Source organism: Lysobacter enzymogenes (assembly GCF_017355525.1).
GTDB lineage: Bacteria > Pseudomonadota > Gammaproteobacteria > Xanthomonadales > Xanthomonadaceae > Lysobacter > Lysobacter enzymogenes_C.
Window position 1 is genome coordinate 21,040 of the sequence record NZ_CP067395.1, and the last position, 14,912, is coordinate 35,951.

General features: G+C 62.6%; 30 protein-coding genes. 21 read left to right on the forward strand and 9 right to left on the reverse strand.

Features of this window, described 5'->3' with window-relative positions; all coding sequences use genetic code 11:
- Positions 1-359: 359 nt before the first annotated feature.
- The 7 genes from JHW38_RS00160 to JHW38_RS00190 all read right to left on the reverse strand — a co-directional run bounded on the left by JHW38_RS00160 (position 360) and on the right by JHW38_RS00190 (position 2,380).
- On the reverse strand, positions 360-764 hold the full coding sequence (locus tag JHW38_RS00160) for a DUF7173 family protein (protein WP_207524037.1): 405 nt from the start codon (positions 762-764) through the stop codon (positions 360-362).
- Position 765: 1 nt separating this feature from the next.
- The gene (locus JHW38_RS00165; RefSeq protein ID WP_207524038.1) at positions 766-993 is read right to left on the reverse strand and encodes a hypothetical protein; all 228 of its coding nucleotides are present in this window, start codon (positions 991-993) and stop codon (positions 766-768) included.
- A 109-nt stretch (positions 994-1,102) separates the two neighbouring features.
- Positions 1,103-1,330, reverse strand: a complete 228-nt coding sequence (locus JHW38_RS00170) for a hypothetical protein (protein ID WP_207524020.1) — start codon at positions 1,328-1,330, stop codon at positions 1,103-1,105.
- Positions 1,331-1,332: 2 nt separating this feature from the next.
- Entirely contained in the window at positions 1,333-1,503 is a 171-nt protein-coding gene (locus JHW38_RS00175) for a hypothetical protein (protein ID WP_207524021.1), read from the reverse strand.
- On the reverse strand, positions 1,500-1,640 hold the full coding sequence (locus tag JHW38_RS00180) for a hypothetical protein (RefSeq protein ID WP_207524039.1): 141 nt from the start codon (positions 1,638-1,640) through the stop codon (positions 1,500-1,502). The genes JHW38_RS00175 and JHW38_RS00180 overlap by 4 nt, the downstream gene beginning before the upstream one ends.
- 199 nt (positions 1,641-1,839) lie before the next feature.
- Positions 1,840-2,097, reverse strand: coding sequence for a hypothetical protein (locus tag JHW38_RS00185; RefSeq protein ID WP_207524040.1), 258 nt, complete (start codon positions 2,095-2,097; stop codon positions 1,840-1,842).
- Positions 2,090-2,380 (reverse strand): hypothetical protein, encoded by a 291-nt coding sequence (locus JHW38_RS00190; protein ID WP_207524041.1) that lies wholly within the window; start codon positions 2,378-2,380, stop codon positions 2,090-2,092. Before JHW38_RS00190 ends, JHW38_RS00185 begins: the two co-directional genes overlap by 8 nt.
- A 499-nt stretch (positions 2,381-2,879) precedes the next feature.
- Between JHW38_RS00190 and JHW38_RS00195 the strand changes: the two genes are divergently transcribed.
- Positions 2,880-3,083 carry a hypothetical protein gene (locus JHW38_RS00195; RefSeq protein WP_207524042.1) on the forward strand — a complete coding sequence of 68 codons (204 nt, stop codon included), beginning with the start codon at positions 2,880-2,882 and terminating at the stop codon, positions 3,081-3,083.
- Positions 3,084-3,707: 624 nt separating this feature from the next.
- On the opposite strand, the gene JHW38_RS00200 is transcribed toward JHW38_RS00195, so the two are convergent.
- Both JHW38_RS00200 and JHW38_RS00205 read right to left on the reverse strand, forming a co-directional pair.
- Entirely contained in the window at positions 3,708-4,406 is a 699-nt protein-coding gene (locus JHW38_RS00200; protein ID WP_242691101.1) for a S24 family peptidase, read from the reverse strand.
- 316 nt (positions 4,407-4,722) lie between these two features.
- Positions 4,723-4,995, reverse strand: coding sequence for a hypothetical protein (locus JHW38_RS00205; protein ID WP_207524043.1), 273 nt, complete (start codon positions 4,993-4,995; stop codon positions 4,723-4,725).
- 227 nt (positions 4,996-5,222) lie between these two features.
- On the opposite strand from JHW38_RS00205, the gene JHW38_RS00210 reads away from it, so the two are divergent.
- From JHW38_RS00210 to JHW38_RS00310, 20 genes are all read left to right on the forward strand, one after another.
- Positions 5,223-5,606: a hypothetical protein gene (locus JHW38_RS00210; protein ID WP_242691104.1), complete on the forward strand. Its 384-nt coding sequence runs from the start codon at positions 5,223-5,225 to the stop codon at positions 5,604-5,606.
- Between the two features lie 8 nt (positions 5,607-5,614).
- On the forward strand, positions 5,615-5,920 hold the full coding sequence (locus JHW38_RS00215; protein WP_207524044.1) for a helix-turn-helix domain-containing protein: 306 nt from the start codon (positions 5,615-5,617) through the stop codon (positions 5,918-5,920).
- Positions 5,917-6,168, forward strand: coding sequence for a hypothetical protein (locus tag JHW38_RS00220; RefSeq protein ID WP_207524045.1), 252 nt, complete (start codon positions 5,917-5,919; stop codon positions 6,166-6,168). Before JHW38_RS00215 ends, JHW38_RS00220 begins: the two co-directional genes overlap by 4 nt.
- A complete protein-coding gene (locus JHW38_RS00225; RefSeq protein WP_207524046.1) occupies positions 6,168-6,578 on the forward strand; it encodes a hypothetical protein in 411 nt (136 codons plus the stop codon). The genes JHW38_RS00220 and JHW38_RS00225 overlap by 1 nt, the downstream gene beginning before the upstream one ends.
- Positions 6,571-6,792 (forward strand): hypothetical protein, encoded by a 222-nt coding sequence (locus tag JHW38_RS00230; RefSeq protein WP_207524047.1) that lies wholly within the window; start codon positions 6,571-6,573, stop codon positions 6,790-6,792. The genes JHW38_RS00225 and JHW38_RS00230 overlap by 8 nt, the downstream gene beginning before the upstream one ends.
- Entirely contained in the window at positions 6,792-7,079 is a 288-nt protein-coding gene (locus tag JHW38_RS00235) for a hypothetical protein (protein WP_207524048.1), read from the forward strand. The genes JHW38_RS00230 and JHW38_RS00235 overlap by 1 nt, the downstream gene beginning before the upstream one ends.
- Positions 7,076-7,288: a hypothetical protein gene (locus JHW38_RS00240; RefSeq protein ID WP_207524049.1), complete on the forward strand. Its 213-nt coding sequence runs from the start codon at positions 7,076-7,078 to the stop codon at positions 7,286-7,288. The genes JHW38_RS00235 and JHW38_RS00240 overlap by 4 nt, the downstream gene beginning before the upstream one ends.
- The gene (locus JHW38_RS00245; protein WP_207524050.1) at positions 7,285-9,153 is read left to right on the forward strand and encodes an AAA family ATPase; all 1,869 of its coding nucleotides are present in this window, start codon (positions 7,285-7,287) and stop codon (positions 9,151-9,153) included. The genes JHW38_RS00240 and JHW38_RS00245 overlap by 4 nt, the downstream gene beginning before the upstream one ends.
- A 261-nt stretch (positions 9,154-9,414) precedes the next feature.
- A complete protein-coding gene (locus JHW38_RS00250; protein ID WP_207524051.1) occupies positions 9,415-9,807 on the forward strand; it encodes a VRR-NUC domain-containing protein in 393 nt (130 codons plus the stop codon).
- Positions 9,804-9,965: a hypothetical protein gene (locus JHW38_RS00255; RefSeq protein ID WP_207524052.1), complete on the forward strand. Its 162-nt coding sequence runs from the start codon at positions 9,804-9,806 to the stop codon at positions 9,963-9,965. Before JHW38_RS00250 ends, JHW38_RS00255 begins: the two co-directional genes overlap by 4 nt.
- On the forward strand, positions 9,962-10,441 hold the full coding sequence (locus tag JHW38_RS00260) for a hypothetical protein (protein WP_207524053.1): 480 nt from the start codon (positions 9,962-9,964) through the stop codon (positions 10,439-10,441). Before JHW38_RS00255 ends, JHW38_RS00260 begins: the two co-directional genes overlap by 4 nt.
- Positions 10,441-10,629, forward strand: coding sequence for a hypothetical protein (locus JHW38_RS00265; RefSeq protein WP_207524054.1), 189 nt, complete (start codon positions 10,441-10,443; stop codon positions 10,627-10,629). The genes JHW38_RS00260 and JHW38_RS00265 overlap by 1 nt, the downstream gene beginning before the upstream one ends.
- Positions 10,629-11,033, forward strand: coding sequence for a hypothetical protein (locus JHW38_RS00270; RefSeq protein WP_207524055.1), 405 nt, complete (start codon positions 10,629-10,631; stop codon positions 11,031-11,033). Before JHW38_RS00265 ends, JHW38_RS00270 begins: the two co-directional genes overlap by 1 nt.
- 240 nt (positions 11,034-11,273) lie before the next feature.
- The gene (locus tag JHW38_RS00275) at positions 11,274-11,516 is read left to right on the forward strand and encodes a DUF7220 family protein (RefSeq protein WP_207524056.1); all 243 of its coding nucleotides are present in this window, start codon (positions 11,274-11,276) and stop codon (positions 11,514-11,516) included.
- Positions 11,506-11,958, forward strand: a complete 453-nt coding sequence (locus JHW38_RS00280; RefSeq protein WP_207524057.1) for a dATP/dGTP diphosphohydrolase domain-containing protein — start codon at positions 11,506-11,508, stop codon at positions 11,956-11,958. The genes JHW38_RS00275 and JHW38_RS00280 overlap by 11 nt, the downstream gene beginning before the upstream one ends.
- Positions 11,958-13,085 (forward strand): helix-turn-helix domain-containing protein, encoded by a 1,128-nt coding sequence (locus tag JHW38_RS00285; protein ID WP_207524058.1) that lies wholly within the window; start codon positions 11,958-11,960, stop codon positions 13,083-13,085. Before JHW38_RS00280 ends, JHW38_RS00285 begins: the two co-directional genes overlap by 1 nt.
- Positions 13,086-13,200: 115 nt before the next feature.
- Positions 13,201-13,455: a hypothetical protein gene (locus JHW38_RS00290; protein WP_207524059.1), complete on the forward strand. Its 255-nt coding sequence runs from the start codon at positions 13,201-13,203 to the stop codon at positions 13,453-13,455.
- A complete protein-coding gene (locus JHW38_RS00295; protein ID WP_207524060.1) occupies positions 13,455-13,688 on the forward strand; it encodes a hypothetical protein in 234 nt (77 codons plus the stop codon). Before JHW38_RS00290 ends, JHW38_RS00295 begins: the two co-directional genes overlap by 1 nt.
- Before the next feature lie 262 nt (positions 13,689-13,950).
- Positions 13,951-14,355: a lysozyme gene (locus JHW38_RS00305; protein ID WP_207524062.1), complete on the forward strand. Its 405-nt coding sequence runs from the start codon at positions 13,951-13,953 to the stop codon at positions 14,353-14,355.
- The gene (locus JHW38_RS00310; RefSeq protein ID WP_207524063.1) at positions 14,352-14,774 is read left to right on the forward strand and encodes a hypothetical protein; all 423 of its coding nucleotides are present in this window, start codon (positions 14,352-14,354) and stop codon (positions 14,772-14,774) included. Before JHW38_RS00305 ends, JHW38_RS00310 begins: the two co-directional genes overlap by 4 nt.
- Positions 14,775-14,912 lie beyond the last annotated feature (138 nt).

The following is a 14,912-nucleotide window of genomic DNA, read 5'->3' on the forward strand; positions in this document are numbered from 1 at the left end:
TCCAGAGATCTGCTCCAGGGGCTTTCCACGCTTTCGAATAGATTGGCAATGCTTAGAGCAGGTGCTGTGTTTTCTTACATCAGACGGCTTGTGAATCATCATGGATCCACAAACAACGCACCAATGTTCAATCTCTATTTTCTTGGATTCCCAAGAGCACGCATTAGAGCAATAGCTGCATTTGTACAGCTTTATTTGCGAGGGGAATCGGCGAAATTTCGTGAAGCAGATTGGACAGGTAAGGGTTACGGTGCCTCGTCCATACCCGTTTGATACGCGCTTAGTCAGTGACGTTAGTTCTCTCGAAAGGCCATGCCTTGGTGGAGTGCACTTGGACAACAGCCCAGCGCGGCGTTCTTTCACGCCGCCCTCCGCAACTCGATCCCCTCGACCGTGATCGACGCCTTGCCCGGCTTGGCCGTGACGGCTTCGGCGGCAATGGCGTAAAGCTCCGGCTCGTTGTCGCGCAGGTACTTCAGTCCGGCGGTGACGACCTCGCCCTTGTAGCGGAAGGCCTTGTCGAAGATCTCGGCGCTCAGCCGAGCGCGCACCGCATTCAGCGCCGCCTGGTCGACCGTGCGGTTGACGACTCCCGTCACCACGACCTTGTAGCAGTTGCCTCGGTGCATCTCGCTGCCTTCGTCTTTGCTGCCGACGAGGGCTAGCACCTTGCGCTCTGCGTCGAGACGCGCGGCCTGGGCCTGCGCTTCTGCGATCTTGGCGGCTTCAAGTTCGCGAGCGGCGATGTCCAATTCGGTGTCCATGTCAGAATCCGTCGGAGAGTTGGTCGTAGGTGAGGCCGGCCACTTCGTCAGCGGGCGGCGGTGATTGCTCGGCGGCGTAGGCGGCAGCCTTGTGCGGCCACGGGTACGCGTTGCCGATCAGTGGCGGCCGGAAGGCGCGGAAGGCAGCTACACGTTCTTCGTTGCTTGGCGTGTGGGTCAGAACTCGCCCGCGGCGAACACGCTGCAGCGAAAGGAAAGTGAGATTCATAAGCCCTCCACCATCGCGAATGCGATCAGCAAGCCCGCTCCGATCACTGCGCCCGCAACAATGCAGAAGGCGACCAACCCGATCAGCTCGCCAGAAGTCAGCGTGTACATCAGGCCGCCTCCGGGCTTTCTGCAGAAAGACGCCGTACCTCGGCGACCATCCGCGCACGGACTGCGCCGGCGGAGCGCCCGCAGAGCACCAAGCGATGTGCTTTGCTGGCCAACTGGATTACGGTCTCGTCATCCAGGCGGTAGCGGCGAGCAGCGAGCGCGGTGACGAGCCCCGCGGCCTCTGCGCGCTTCTTGCGGGCATGAATGATCGGGATGACGGTTCCCATGACTAGACTCCTGTGGATTCGTCGTCGCGGGTGAAATCCGAGCGATCCTCGGGGACCTCGACGACAGGAAAGAGGGGATGCGGAGAGACGGGGCGGGCGATGTCACGGAACAACGCCGGAGAGCCGAAGATTGCGGCCGCGTCATCGCCGAGCTGCTTCATGATCGGGTTCACGCAGCAAGCTCCTGAACGATCGCGCTCTCGGGAAGCTCTGGAAGTCCCAGGTCCAGCGCTGCAACTGCGCGCGCGAGTTCTTCGTTTGCTGCTTCGACTTCGCGCTGCACGACTACGATGACCAGGTAGCGTTTCATGCGGCTTGCCTCCATCCGAAAGGCAGTTGCGGTGTGTAGCGGGGCAGGGAAGCGGGAGCCATGGCTCGGCAGCGAAGGCGTTTGTAGGCGGCCATGGCATGGCGACCGAGGAAGCAGCGGTAGTCGTTTGACGGATCGCGCAGCAGGCTGCGGGCGTCGTTGCGCTGTTGGCGCAACTGTTCGAGGATGTCTATGCGGCTCACTTCGCACCCCCGACGCGGGCGAGGGCGGCGTGCAGCCGAGCGGCTTCCCGTCGCCTGCGCTCGTTGTACTGCACGCTGAATTCGGTCTCAGGGTCGTGATACTCGCCCCTGCGGAATGCCGTCGCCGCCTCGATCAGCTCGGCCACGGCGGCAATGACGCCGTCCAACTCAGCACACCAGTCGCAGCCAAGAATTCCGCAGTCCGCGCGATGCTTTCGCAGCACCCCCAGCACATCCACAGTGGGCTCAGACATGGCGGCGGGCCTCGCGGACGGAGAGCAGCGCGGCGACGTGCTGCTGCGTCTCGCTCGACTGCATGGAGAAGAACGAAGACCGCAGCCAGCCTTGTGCGCGGCGCATTACGGTCTCTGCGCGACGGCGCTCGTCCCAGCCAAGTTCGGCGGGGAGATTGCAGGCCTTGCAGGACTCCACCAGCGCGGCGAAGTCTTCCCGCGTGGTTACGGCCAGCACATCCACGGCCCCGGCGCTCACGGCGCCTGCGTTCTTCGTCTCGTCCAGATTCGCGTTCGGGTTCATCGTTCGGCTCCGGGACCAGCGCGGGGCTGGTGTGGGCTAAGAATTACCGAACAGTGATGTTTTTGACAATACCAAAAGGTAAGCTCCCCGACGAACGGTAGTCAGAAGTTATGGATAGCGGGGCGGCCTGGCCTCAATTGGCCTATCCGTATGCCTTTAGACGTATGTCCCCACAACGGGGGAAGCGCTAAGCTGCGCTTGGAGATCTCATGTACGGATACGGCAGGTACGGACAGTACACGTACTGGCAGTCAGTTCTGCGGCTCATTGGGCACCTGGTCGGCACCGCGGTAATCTTTGCATCATTCCTGGCACTGGCGTGGCTGGTGGCAGTGTTCGTACACTGGTTGCACGCGCTTCATCCGTTCCCAGAAGAAATCTACACGATCGTTACGAAGGTTGAGCTAGTGTTGCTCTACGTCGACATCGGACTCTGCGGATTCGTGTTGGTGACGGGAGCTTGGCGGTTTGTCAGGGAAGTGACTCACGGGAGATAGGCATGAACGAAATCACTCGACCGCTCGCCGAAGGCTTTACGGATAGCTTGGTTCTTGCTCGCGCGGTACTTGCAGCCGTCATTGGCGGCGCTGCACGCGTTGCTATCCGCTTGGTTGTTGAATTTGCAAATCACGAGCCGTTACAGGTCGGGCCAAACGACTTCAGACGAACAAGCGCATCCCCAGATGAAAAAGCCCCGCACTAGCGGGGCTTTTTTGTGGGGCCGATTTAACCTAGTTGACCTCTTTGCAGCTCTGCCCCTGGCATTGAATGATCAGAGACCTGCCTGTAGATGAGCAACTTGCACGGTAGACGTTGCCGCTCACCATCGACACGCCATTGCTTGCGCATCCTCGTTCAGCAGCATAGCGAAGCGCTGCTTCATATCCCGCCGCAGGTGAAGCAGGTGCAGCCGTTGCGGCAGCTGTCGATGATCCAATAGGGCTGACGTCGTTGTATCTGATCGCCTCGCCCTCAACTGTAATAAGTCTTCGTCCATCGTTAGCCTGCGACGACCTAACGATTACCGCGTCAGCTCCAACCTGCGCTCCCGCAGCCTGGAGCTGCGGTATAGCGTCTGAAGTTGTTGGGTCTACAAAGCCAGGCTTGTACTTCCTAGCAGAAACAATTCCGACACTCGTATAAGGTCTGGCTGGCGGGGCAAACAAGACATCAACCACGCCGGATCTGCTACCGGGCGCTGCGTTGGTTGTAGGTGTTACTTGGTAGGTCGTGCAGGCTGTCAGCAAGAGCGACAGGCAGGATGCTGCAGTGAATCTTCGGACCATCATCATCTCCTTGATTTAGGTAACTGGTCTTCTAGAAGTTGCTATACCGACTTCATACCCAGCACCGATACCACCCTGCCGCCTACGAATAGCTCCGATCGGTCGACCTTGTAGGCAGGGTAGTCCACATTGGCGCTGACCACATACAGGCCATCGCCGCGCATCTGAAGCATCTTGATCAGGGTCTCGCCACCGACATTGATGACGTAGACCGCATCGCCGACGAAGGCGTGAACCTCCGTGTCTACCATGCAAACGTCGCCGTTGTCGATCATTGGCCGCATGGACGGCCCTCGGCCAGTCAAAAGCTTGATACGGCCTGGCCGAGGAAGGAAGCCAAGCTTCCGCCTGACCTCCCAGCCAGCAATATCGACCTCCCGGATGACTTCCGGATAGTCAGAGTTCTCGACCCCATCCCCCATGCCGGCCGCTCCGTCTAGCAGTTGGAAGCGAACGTAGTCTCGGGCAGTCTCGCTAGATGTGACGCGTGTCGCCTTTGGTCGGTCAGCGATAGCGCCATCCGGGGCGGAGAGGTAACCGGGCGGCATGCCTGTAGCGGCTTCTAGGCTCGCAGCGCGCTTTTCACCAAACGACTTAGTGCGCAGAAGACCAGAGATCTCGCCCTGATTTAGGCCGTATGCACGGATGAAGTCAGCTTTCCGGCCCCGAAAATGGGTGTCAATCCACGCCTTCAGGCGTCTCCTCCTCAAGGCGACTTCAGGTCGGTCATCTGCGCTCATACGCGCAGCATCCATTACCGCGCGACGGTTTACCAAACGGGGTTGACTTGACATTACCATGTGGTAATTTTCGAGTCATGAGTGAACTCAGAAGCTACTTGGCTAGCCTCGATCCTGCCGAAAAGGCCGCCTTCGCCCTGAGGGCTGGGACCACGTTGGGCTACCTGCGCAAGGCTCTTAGCACTGGCCAGCGCTTTGGCGGCGCGCTTGCGCGGCGGCTCGACGAGGAGAGCGCCGGAGAAGTCTCCCGCCACGACCTGCGCCCCGACATTTTCGGCCCCACCCCCACGGAGACCAGCGATGGGCGGTGACACCTTCACTCGCCTGATAGGGCGAATCCAACAATTCCTTCCTTCTTGTCGTATTCGTTCACGACGAGCACCGCCGTGTGCGGAAAACAAAGGGAGAGATGAGTTTTTCCAGTACGTGTGTCTAGAGGACCGCGCACCGCTCGAAAGAAGTAGTGATGGCTCATATCGATCTCTGCGCAATCCAGGATCGGATTGCCAGCACTCAGGCCGTCGTGGTCCTTCGCAAGAAGGGACCTGCCGATGAACGAGCTCGCATCCACAATCACGATGTACCGCATGGCTGCCTCCGTTTTCCGGGCCAATCGCCCGTGGGCAGCCTACCGCCACGTGGCCACGCCCAGCCGTGCGCAACGCCTCCAAAACCAACGCTGCCAACACCTCAACGCGCCTGCTAGCAAAACGATCTGACATCAAGCCTGTCCTTCGGGATGGGCTTTTTTTGTACCCCCAGGAGCTTGTCCGACGCAGTCCGACTTACTCGGACGAGGTCGGAAACGGACGAACCATGACCACGAACGACTCTTTCATTCCTGTCTTTGTTGATGACCTGAACGACGCGATCCGAGCGACGGTGAACGCGCTCGGCGGCATGAAATCCATCGGCTCGGAGCTCAAGCCTGAGAAATCGGCGATGGATGCCGGCCGCTGGATGGCGGACTGCTTGAACCCGGAAAAGCGGGATCGGCTGACGCCGGACCAGCTGTCCTTTATCCGGCGCAAGGCGCGAGCCGCGGGTGTGCACATCCTCGCGGCCTACGAGATGCACGAGGCGGGCTATCAGCCGCCTGTGGCGATCGAACCGGAGGACGAGCGGGCGAAGTTGCAGCGTCAGTTCATCGAACAAAGCAAGCGGATGGAACAGTTGTTTGCCCAACTTCAACGGATGTAGGGGTAGCGATGAAAAAGCTCGATCCCACGCTTACCGGCCAGATCAAGGGCGACACGCTTGGCGCTCGAATGCTGGCCTCTCGAACCAATGCGCGCATGACGCAGAAAGTCGCGGCCATGCGTATCGGCATATCCCCCGGCCAGCTCGGCCGAATCGAACGCGGCGCGGTCGGCATGGTCAACGACCCGCACACGCTCGTCTGGGCGTCGCGCGCCTATGGCGTTTCGGACGTGTGGCTGTACGCCGGCGCAACTGCCGGCGCGCATCTTGTGCCGGACTGGTACGAGGCGCCTGACATGGAGAAGGCGGCATGAATGTGAAAGCTAGCGCTCTTTTGGAGCTGAATTACAACGAGTGCATCCGCGAGATCGAGCGAGCGAGAGACCTCGACGACATCAGCTATTCCACCCACGAGACCGCGATGGAGGCGATGCGACACACCCTGCGCCTGTGCGATGCGGTCGAGCGGATGCTGGATGCGCGCAGCGGCGGTGCGCAAGAGCAAGCGGCTGCCGCCGACTTCGCTGAAGCAGCGTTGAGGCGGGCGAAGGAGGGGCGGTAATGACTCCGGATCAAGCACGTCGCCTGCAAGGGCTAATCAATGTGCAAGCCGAAGCCGAGCGCGAGTATGTGCGAGCCAAGCTTCGTTATTCGTCAACAGGTCGCAAGGATGGCTGGTCGAAGCGCCTGAAGGATGCGCGAGCCGCGGTCAAGAGCTTCATCGCCGAGCTGGATGGCGAAACGATGGTCGCCCAGGCCCAGCAGGTTCGACACTCGCGGGATGCGGGCGCAAATGAAGAACGTCAAGCCAACGCCCACCTAATCGCCGCGGCGCCGGAGTTGTATGCGGCGCTGGCGTGGTACGTCGAGAACGACGATACGAACGAAGAGCCTGAAAACGGCTTTTGGCTGGATGGGCGTGACCGCGCCAAAGCCGCCCTCGCCAAAGCCCGGGGTCAGGCCAATGGCTAAGAAGCTCCTCGCCCTCCAAATCCAGGGCCAAAGCCACCCCTGGCACTTCGAGTTCTACGGCGATCCATCGCACATCTCAGACTGGCGCGCTGACGGCCTGGTCGTCGAGGAGGTCGAGAACACCGTGCCTGAGTCGCTGCCGGGCTTCATCCCCTCGCGACTGTGGGCCTTCGCGCAGGACATCTTCAACTTCCGCAGTCCGTGGAGCCCCTAATGGCTAAGTTCTTCGTAGGCCAGCGAATCAAGAAGACACGCGGCGTCGCGGGCATCGGCGTAACCGGTCGGTTGATTTCTTTCAATGCCAGCGAAGACTACGACGCCACTGCAGAGCTCGACAGCGGTGTCACCAACCAGTCAGGAGAGCCCATCCCGCCGGGGCATGAGGTGTGGATCCACCTTGAGCAGTGGGAGCCCATCATCCCCGAGGGCGCACAGCCTGGCGAGTGCAGCTTTCAAGAACTGATGGACCACCTGCGCTCCACGACTCCCGAGTCCGCATGACCCTCCACGCCGGCATCTGCAAAGCCACCGGCAAGCGCATCTACAAGCGCTATCAAGACGCGGCCAAAGTTGTCGGTCGTGCTGCGCACAGCACCAACGCGCTCGTCCCCGTCTCGTTCTACCGCTGCAAACACTGCAATCGCTGGCATCTGACCAGCATGACCCAGCTTGAGTACCAAGTGCGCCGAATCGTCCAGGAGGCTGCGTGAGTTCAGCAGAGAAATTGCGGCAGCCAGACCTTAAGGAAGCCGAGCGCTTCCTGACACTGCTCGATGAGGAGGCCGACGGCTTCTGCTTTCGTGTGTTCGATGACTTGGAAGGCCGCAAGGATCCCAAGCGCGCCCGTAAGCTCAACGGTGAGCTGTCCGCCCTCGGCAGCATCCTTGCGCGCTCCAACACCGATGACTGCGGCGTGTTCGTGGCCATCAACCACGGCGGGCAGGACGCCGCGCACATCAAGCGCGTGCGCGCGATCTGGGCGGACACCGACGGCGCGCCGCTTGCGCCGCTACTCAACTGCGGCTTGGAGCCGCACCTGGTCGTGCAGACCAGCCCGAACAAGTACCACGTGTACTGGCTTGTCGACGGGCTGCCACTCGATCAGTTCGCCGACATCCAGCGCGCGATCGCTGCTCGCTTCGGTACTGACCCCAGCGTCAACGACCTGCCGCGGGTCATGCGCCTGCCGGGATTTTGGCACTGCAAGGGCGAGCCGTTTCAGGTGTGCATCGTGCAAGCGTCTGAGGCGCAGCCCTACAGCGCCGCTCAAGCGCTGGAGCACTTCCCGCCGGCAGCCACCCCCGAGCCCGCCCCGAGTAGCCCAACACTCGGCAACGTCGTCGAGATCAACCGCCACGCGTCCATCCTCAAAGAGACGAGGTTCCTGGCCCAAGACGTCGCCCAGGGCCACCTGACCTATGACGAAGCCCTGCGCACGATGCGCGACCGCGTGGCTCAGGGGCGCTACAGCCGCGTCATCCCCGACGACGAGATCGTGCGCGCGCTCGACGGTGCCATCCGCAAGGCAGACCGGCCTGCGACGCCTACGAAGCCTCAGGACCCGTATTGGGGCTTCCGTTTCGCAAACGACATGGTGGCGAACCTTGGCCCTACGCGGTGGCTGGTGCAGAAGCTGATCCCCGAGGACTGCACCGGCGTGCTGTACGGCCCATCAGGCTCGCTTAAGAGCTTCGTCTTCATCGATGTCGCCCTCAGCATCGCCACCGGCCGGGACTGGCAGGGCAAGCCCACCAAGGCCCGCACAGTGTTCTATCTGGCCGGCGAGGGCGAGCAGGGGTTCGCCAAGCGCGTTGCCGCATGGTGCGCGCACAACGCTACACCAGCGCCCAGCACGTTCGCCTTCCGCCAGATCCCGCGGCTGCAGGATGCCGATGACCTTGAGCGCCTGGTGGATACGATCCGCGCGATCGAGGCTGAGCGGGGGCAGGCGGGACTGATCGTGATCGACACCCTGTTCACCGCCCTCGACGGCGGCGACGAGAACAGCGGCAAGGACATGGGCCAGATGATCGCGGCCATGAAGCGGTTGCGCCTGGAGTTCGGGGCCGCGTGCTTTGCCGTGCACCACACCGGCAAAGTGGGCGAGACCGCCCGGGGGCATTCAAGCCTGCCCTCCGGCATGGACGTGATGATCTACGCCAAGCCCGGCCCGACGCCGCTCACCGTCGAGATCACCAACCCCAAGCAAAAGGACGGCGCTGAGCACCCGTCGATGCTCCTGCAGGCGCTTACGCATGAGCTCCCGATCATAGGCGAGGACGGGCAGAGGGAAACAAGCCTGGTGCTGTCCAACCCGGCGGCCGCGGTCCTCGACGCCTACAAGGTGAAGACGAAGTTGACGGAGGAGGCGGTAGTCAAAGCGTCGGCTTCTGCGGATGCACGGGATCAGGCTGAAGACCGGATCAAGAAACACGCTCTGGACCGCATGGGTGAGGGCGTTGACCTGAGAACACTAGAGCGTGAGGTCGAGCTCCTCGCACAAAGCTTGGGCTTCCCAAACCTTGCCCGAGGGCGCTCAACCTTATCCACCTGGAAGCGCGAGGCGGGCTTGTGACCCCCTATTCAGGCTGTGGATAAGTGCCCCCCCCCTTTTCTGTGGATAAGTGGCGATTGGACAAACTTAAAGTTGATTCTTAGGAGTGCGTCAAATGGTTGATTTTAAAGGCGTCCAGTTTGTCCAGTTTGTCCAAAACACCATTTTTGGACAGTTTGGACAGCCCTTGTCCAGTCTGTCCAGTTTGTCCAGCTCCCCTATAAGGGGAGCGGACTTTGGACAGCTGAGACGGGCCTCGCTTTGGACGCGCTGGACGGCCCAATGAAGACCCCACCTGAACAGGCAGAGGCCGAGATGCTGATGCGAGCGATCCGCGGGGCGGAGCACATCCACCCCGAGCTACGCCTGCTGCATGCGATCCCCAACGGCGGCCTGCGCTCGCGCAAGACCGCGGCCGACCTCAAAGCCGGCGGCGTCAAGGCGGGCGTGCCGGACTACTGCCTGCCCGTGCCGCGCGGTGCCCACCACGGGCTGTACATCGAGCTCAAGCGGCTCCGCGACGGACGCCTATCGCCCGAGCAGGCCTGGTGGCTAGCCTCGCTCGAAGAGCAGGGCTACCGCGCGATCGTCTGCCGCGGATGGCAAGAGGCCTTCGCGGCCATCAAGGACTACCTGGCACTGGATGCCGTCAACGAACTGGAGCAAGCGGCATGAACGAGTGGGCAGTGGTGATTGCGCTGGCTGCAGTGGTCGGCGGCGCATGGCTGACGCGGTGGATGTATCAGGCAGGCTTTCGGGCTGGGTGCATCTACGTAGCCGCGAAGGTGCAGGGCTGGATCGACGAGGCGCCGAAGGGAGGGGAGGGCGAATGACGCAGACCTTCGAGCGTGGCTCACGGCCGAGCTTCCGCGAGCGCGTCTATGCGCTGGCCGGCCATTCGACCTGGCGTGAGCCAGCGCAGGGCTCAAGCGCTCAGCGGCCCATCCCGACCGATCACCTGATCGCAGCGGCACTGGCGTTCGGGCGCGACGGCAAGGACGACATCGGGCCGGACATCGCGTTCGACATGGCGACGGGGAGAATGGGGCATCACCAGCGTGTCTGTGCGGCGCTGGGAGCCGCCCTGGCGGGCGCGCGCTCACGCGTGGTAGCGCGCAATCGCCCGTACATCGCGGTCGCCGCATGGGCGGGCTACTGCGCCGTGCTGGGGCAGGGCGTGCCGCCTAGACCGGATGGGTGCAACGAGCAGGACTGGGGTGATTTGGTGGCTGCCGCGGCGCTATCCTTGGAGCGGATGGCCGAGGACGCGCTGGCGCGGGCTGGGCGGAATGCGAGGAGGGCGGCGTGATGGATAAGAGGATCGATGCGACGCTGATGGTCACCAAGTCTGGCGCGTGCTGGTACGACCCGCACTGGATGGCAGTGCAGGGAATCGAAGACCCATCGCCGAGCTACCACGTGGTCGAGATCAGGGACGCGACTGGCGAAATCCCGCCGGCGTTTGCGTTTGTGCTGCCGGATAGGAGCGGCGCGTGATGGGCGAGTACAACCGTTGGGATGGTCCAGACGAGTCTGATCCCGCGTGGTCTGTTGTCGATCGCCACTTTGACGACGATCTGTTTACGATGTGTCGCGCGGATGATTACGTAGCCATCTATCGCGAGATGCAGAGGCGAATGGGTGACGGCTGGCAGCCAATCGAGACTGCGCCGAAGGATGGCACCTGGGTGCTGCTCTGCGGCGGAGAGGCCGATGAGGCCTACTGCGAGCAAACCAATCGCCCCGTGACTGCTCACTGGGTTGCTCCAGATCCTGAGTATCCAGAGCTTGTTGCGTACCCGCATGCCAACTTTTGGGGCGTGGCGTTTTGGGATGGCTCTTGGTATACGCAGTACGTCGGGGCGACTCACTGGTGTCCGATCAATCCTCCCCAGGCTTGACTCCACGTTTCAGCGTGTAACCCTATCCCAGACTGGATAACTGCGCCCCACCTTGAGCGGGGCGTTTTTGTTTCTACGCCGGCAGCAGCCCAACCCGGCTGACTCTGCTCGCCCCCAGGGCGACGCCGGCACCTATCGATTCACGTTGCGATTCATCTGGACCGCGAAAGCGAGCCGGAGCAATGACTTGCACGCGAAAGATCTATTCACGGCCAAGGGCCGAAGCCCAAGGGGCACACGATGACTCAGACCAAGACCGGCAGCCTCGCTGAGGCTGGCGCGAATATCGCTGTGGGGTTCGCCATCAACTGGACGGCGAACATGCTGGTGCTTCCGCTGTTTGGCTTCACCGGGCTGACGGCAGGAAAGGCCTTTGGCATCGGCCTGGTCTTCACCGTCATCAGCCTTGTGCGTAGCTACATCCTGCGGCGTTGGTTCAACGGGCTGAAGTTCGGGAACGCGGAGGCGTCGCATGGCCGGTGACCGCCACAACGCAGGCAAGCCCAAGCTATCCCTGGTGTTGGAAGCGCGCCATGCCCTCGCGGGCGCGGCTCGCGTTCTGGAGTTCGGCGCGACCAAGTACAGCAGGGCGAATTGGCGCAAGGGCCTCAAGCATACCGAGGTTGCCGACTGCCTGAGTCGCCATCTTGCGGCGTATCTCGCCGGCGAGGACCGCGACGAGGAGTCGGGAGAGCTGCACATCGATCACGTGTTGGTGAACGCGCTGTTCCTTGCTGAGGTTGCGCGCACGCATCCTGGCCTAGACGACCGCGGCATCACCGCGGCCAAGGCGATCGACAGCGTGAGCATGGATCCGCCGGCTCTTGGGCCGAGCCTGTACTTTCCGGGCTCATGGCCGGAAGGCCTCAAGGTTGGCAAGCTGATCGGGGCGCCCGCCGTTACTAGCATGGAGCTCCGCGACTAATGGCCCTCACCGACGACGAGATCATCGCCGCACTGAGCGAGCACGGCAGCCAGCGAGGCGCCGCCCGTGCGCTTGGCGTTCACCGCCGCACGATCGAGCGCCGTCTGGCTGGCCTGGCCCGCAAGGGTTATAGCCCGCAGCACGACATGACGCATGCGGTGCCCGACGGCTTCCTGGTCAAGGGCGTGTCGACGTACTACAACCGAGAGGGGCAGCCCACAGGCCAGTGGGTCAAGTCGGCACAGGACCCTGAGCGCCAGCGCGAGCTCATCGAGCAAGCCGTGCAGGCGATGGTGGTCGACCTGCCGCAGCTCGCGCCGCGTAAGGCTGAGGGCGCGCTCTGGCTCAAGAAGCTGATGGCCTGCTACCCGATCGGCGACGCGCACATCGGCATGCTGAGCTGGGCGGAGGAAACGGGCGAGGACTGGGACCTTGCCATCGCCGAGCGCGTGCAGTGTGGTGCGATTGCGGCCTTGGTCGAGGGCGCTCCAGCGGCAGCCGAGGCGGTCATCATCAATCTTGGCGACTGGTTCCACTACGACAGCATGGAGCCCGTTACCGCGCGCTCTGGTCACGTGCTGGATGCCGACGGGCGCTACGCCAAGATGATCGGTGTGGGCATCAAGGTGATGCGCCAGTGCATCGAGTCTGCGCTGGTCAAGCACAAGCGCGTTCGCGTCATCAACGTCATCGGCAATCACGACGACACGGGCGCGATCTGGCTCTCCGCGGCACTGGCCCACGTGTACGAGCGTGAGCCGCGCGTCACGGTGGACACGAGCCCGGCGCCGTTCACTTACTTCCGCCACGGTCGCGTCCTGGTGGGCTGTCACCACGGACACAGCTGCAAGCCGGACAAGCTGCCGGGCGTGATGGCGGCCGATCGCGCGAAGGACTGGGGCGATACCCAGTATCGCTACTGGTGGCTGGGCCACGTGCACCACCAAAGCGTGCGCGAGTACCCAGGCGTGACCGTCGAGACGTTCGGCACGCTGGCGGCGAAGGACGCCTACGCCACTGCTGGCGGCTGGCGATCCCGGCGCGACATGAAGTGCATCGTGCTGCATGAGGAGCACGGAGAGGTGGCGCGGCACACGATCAGCCCCGACATGCTGAGGGCGGCATGAGCAAGGCGCCCAAGGTCAAGTTCCGCGCAATTGATCCGCTGCAGGACCACTACCTGGATGGCGAGGGGATCGTTACTCTGTTGCTCGCCTTGTCGATGACACGAAGAATCTGCCGGTGTTTGATGTGCCGCTTGCGGCCATCGATCTGAGCGGCCAGCCGTGGAACGGCGACAACCTATACCAGCTCGCGTATCACGTGAAGAAGTGCATGGAGGCAGATCTGGACTGCCCGATCCTGCTCGACTGGCACGGGGGAATTGCCGATGGCCGGCATCGCGTACTCAAGGCTATCGCGACCGGGAGGCGAACCATCAAGGCGCGCCGAATGACTTGGCGGCCTGAGCCTGATCGTAAGGCGGAGCAGCCCTAATGCCCAAGCCGCAAGTCAACGCGGCCGTCGTAGAAATTCTGGAGACGATGCTTGCCGCCGCCAAGGCGGGGCATGTATCGGCGTTGTGGGTCGTCTATCGCATGGGCGAAGAAGACTACGACTCGGCGTACGAAACGAACGACCTGGACGACATGCTCGTGCAGGTCCGAACCGAAATCATCAACACGCAGTCGGCGCTAGGCGCGCTGCACGCCGCTCCGCGGCCAAACTAGGGGAAGGCTGTGAAGAATGAGCTTGCGGGCGAAGTCGGCGCCGCGACGATGAAGGCTGCGCCGGCTATTGGCGTCGCAGCTGCATCGGTCAGCGGGTGGGGCGTGCAAGAGTGGATGTACGCAGCAACCACGGTATACGTGGTAGCGCAACTGGCGTACCTGCTGTGGAAGTGGGTCAGGGAGTACCAGCGTGGCAGCGCCTAGTAAGCCGCTAATCGGCGGGGCTGCGGTCCTGGCCCTCGCCGGGGCGCTAGCGGCGTATGTGCAGCCGTGGGAAGGCCGCGAGCTCAAGCCCTATCGCGACATCGTCGGCGTGTGGACGTGGTGCGATGGAGAGACGCAGGGCCTGCACAAGGCGCAGTACACGAACGCTGAATGCGATGCGCTGACGCGCAACTCAGCAGCGCGAACGCTCAGCAGCTTGTCGACGTGTATCAAACGCCCGATCGCGCAGCACGAATGGGTGGCGGTTGGAAGCTGGGCCTACAACGTAGGCACGCAAGCGGCGTGCCGATCGACTCTGGTGCGCCAGATCAACGAAGGCGCACCAGGCTCAGTCTGGTGTCGGCAGTTGCTGAAGTGGGATTACGCCGGCGGTAAGCGCATCTGGGGCCTTACCCGCCGACGTGAGGCCGAGTACCAGATGTGCATAGGGGCGGTGGAATGATCGCGTCCGAGTTTCGCGCCCAGGCCTGGAAGTATGGCTGCGCTGTGCTGGCCGTCTTGGCGCTCGCTGCGCTGATGGCCGCGCTTTACTACCGCGGCGCATCGGCATCGGCGAACGCACGCGCCGTTCTCGCCGAGGGCCTGGCGAAAAGCTTGGCCAATTCCATCAAGCGCGATGACGCGTCGGCCAATGCCACAGCGCAAGCGCGCACCGCCGCCGAACAGCGCTCAGTCGAGCGTGAATCCCGCGAGCAGCGGGCAGAGAGGATCGCCCATGAACCACGTCCGCCCGTACCATCCAATTGCCCTGGTCCTGATGCTCAGCTTTCTGCCGAGCTGCAAGACGGTGCAGCCCGTGTTCGTTCCGCCCAGGATCGACTGCGCGGCTACGGACGCGCCGCGGGCCAAAGTCCCCGTTGAACCAGATCTCAATGAGAAGGCGCTGCCTCTGTGGCAGTTGTTCGCGTTTCAGTGGCAGGAGTTCGCGCATGACGTCCTCAGCCAGCGCGTTGAGACGGCGGCATGCCTCCAGTCCCTGCGCGACAAAGGCGTCATCAA

Coding starts and splice junctions, on each gene's coding strand:
- JHW38_RS00160 (WP_207524037.1), bottom strand. CDS start 764: ATGGACACCGAATTGGACATCGCCGCTCGCGAACTTGAAGCCGCCAAG.
- JHW38_RS00165 (WP_207524038.1), bottom strand. CDS start 993: ATGAATCTCACTTTCCTTTCGCTGCAGCGTGTTCGCCGCGGGCGAGTT.
- JHW38_RS00170 (WP_207524020.1), bottom strand. CDS start 1,330: ATGGGAACCGTCATCCCGATCATTCATGCCCGCAAGAAGCGCGCAGAG.
- JHW38_RS00180 (WP_207524039.1), bottom strand. CDS start 1,640: ATGAAACGCTACCTGGTCATCGTAGTCGTGCAGCGCGAAGTCGAAGCA.
- JHW38_RS00185 (WP_207524040.1), bottom strand. CDS start 2,097: ATGTCTGAGCCCACTGTGGATGTGCTGGGGGTGCTGCGAAAGCATCGC.
- JHW38_RS00190 (WP_207524041.1), bottom strand. CDS start 2,380: ATGAACCCGAACGCGAATCTGGACGAGACGAAGAACGCAGGCGCCGTG.
- JHW38_RS00195 (WP_207524042.1), top strand. CDS start 2,880: ATGAACGAAATCACTCGACCGCTCGCCGAAGGCTTTACGGATAGCTTG.
- JHW38_RS00200 (WP_242691101.1), bottom strand. CDS start 4,406: ATGAGCGCAGATGACCGACCTGAAGTCGCCTTGAGGAGGAGACGCCTG.
- JHW38_RS00205 (WP_207524043.1), bottom strand. CDS start 4,995: ATGCGGTACATCGTGATTGTGGATGCGAGCTCGTTCATCGGCAGGTCC.
- JHW38_RS00210 (WP_242691104.1), top strand. CDS start 5,223: ATGACCACGAACGACTCTTTCATTCCTGTCTTTGTTGATGACCTGAAC.
- JHW38_RS00215 (WP_207524044.1), top strand. CDS start 5,615: ATGAAAAAGCTCGATCCCACGCTTACCGGCCAGATCAAGGGCGACACG.
- JHW38_RS00220 (WP_207524045.1), top strand. CDS start 5,917: ATGAATGTGAAAGCTAGCGCTCTTTTGGAGCTGAATTACAACGAGTGC.
- JHW38_RS00225 (WP_207524046.1), top strand. CDS start 6,168: ATGACTCCGGATCAAGCACGTCGCCTGCAAGGGCTAATCAATGTGCAA.
- JHW38_RS00230 (WP_207524047.1), top strand. CDS start 6,571: ATGGCTAAGAAGCTCCTCGCCCTCCAAATCCAGGGCCAAAGCCACCCC.
- JHW38_RS00235 (WP_207524048.1), top strand. CDS start 6,792: ATGGCTAAGTTCTTCGTAGGCCAGCGAATCAAGAAGACACGCGGCGTC.
- JHW38_RS00240 (WP_207524049.1), top strand. CDS start 7,076: ATGACCCTCCACGCCGGCATCTGCAAAGCCACCGGCAAGCGCATCTAC.
- JHW38_RS00250 (WP_207524051.1), top strand. CDS start 9,415: ATGAAGACCCCACCTGAACAGGCAGAGGCCGAGATGCTGATGCGAGCG.
- JHW38_RS00255 (WP_207524052.1), top strand. CDS start 9,804: ATGAACGAGTGGGCAGTGGTGATTGCGCTGGCTGCAGTGGTCGGCGGC.
- JHW38_RS00260 (WP_207524053.1), top strand. CDS start 9,962: ATGACGCAGACCTTCGAGCGTGGCTCACGGCCGAGCTTCCGCGAGCGC.
- JHW38_RS00265 (WP_207524054.1), top strand. CDS start 10,441: ATGGATAAGAGGATCGATGCGACGCTGATGGTCACCAAGTCTGGCGCG.
- JHW38_RS00270 (WP_207524055.1), top strand. CDS start 10,629: ATGGGCGAGTACAACCGTTGGGATGGTCCAGACGAGTCTGATCCCGCG.
- JHW38_RS00275 (WP_207524056.1), top strand. CDS start 11,274: ATGACTCAGACCAAGACCGGCAGCCTCGCTGAGGCTGGCGCGAATATC.
- JHW38_RS00280 (WP_207524057.1), top strand. CDS start 11,506: ATGGCCGGTGACCGCCACAACGCAGGCAAGCCCAAGCTATCCCTGGTG.
- JHW38_RS00285 (WP_207524058.1), top strand. CDS start 11,958: ATGGCCCTCACCGACGACGAGATCATCGCCGCACTGAGCGAGCACGGC.
- JHW38_RS00295 (WP_207524060.1), top strand. CDS start 13,455: ATGCCCAAGCCGCAAGTCAACGCGGCCGTCGTAGAAATTCTGGAGACG.
- JHW38_RS00310 (WP_207524063.1), top strand. CDS start 14,352: ATGATCGCGTCCGAGTTTCGCGCCCAGGCCTGGAAGTATGGCTGCGCT.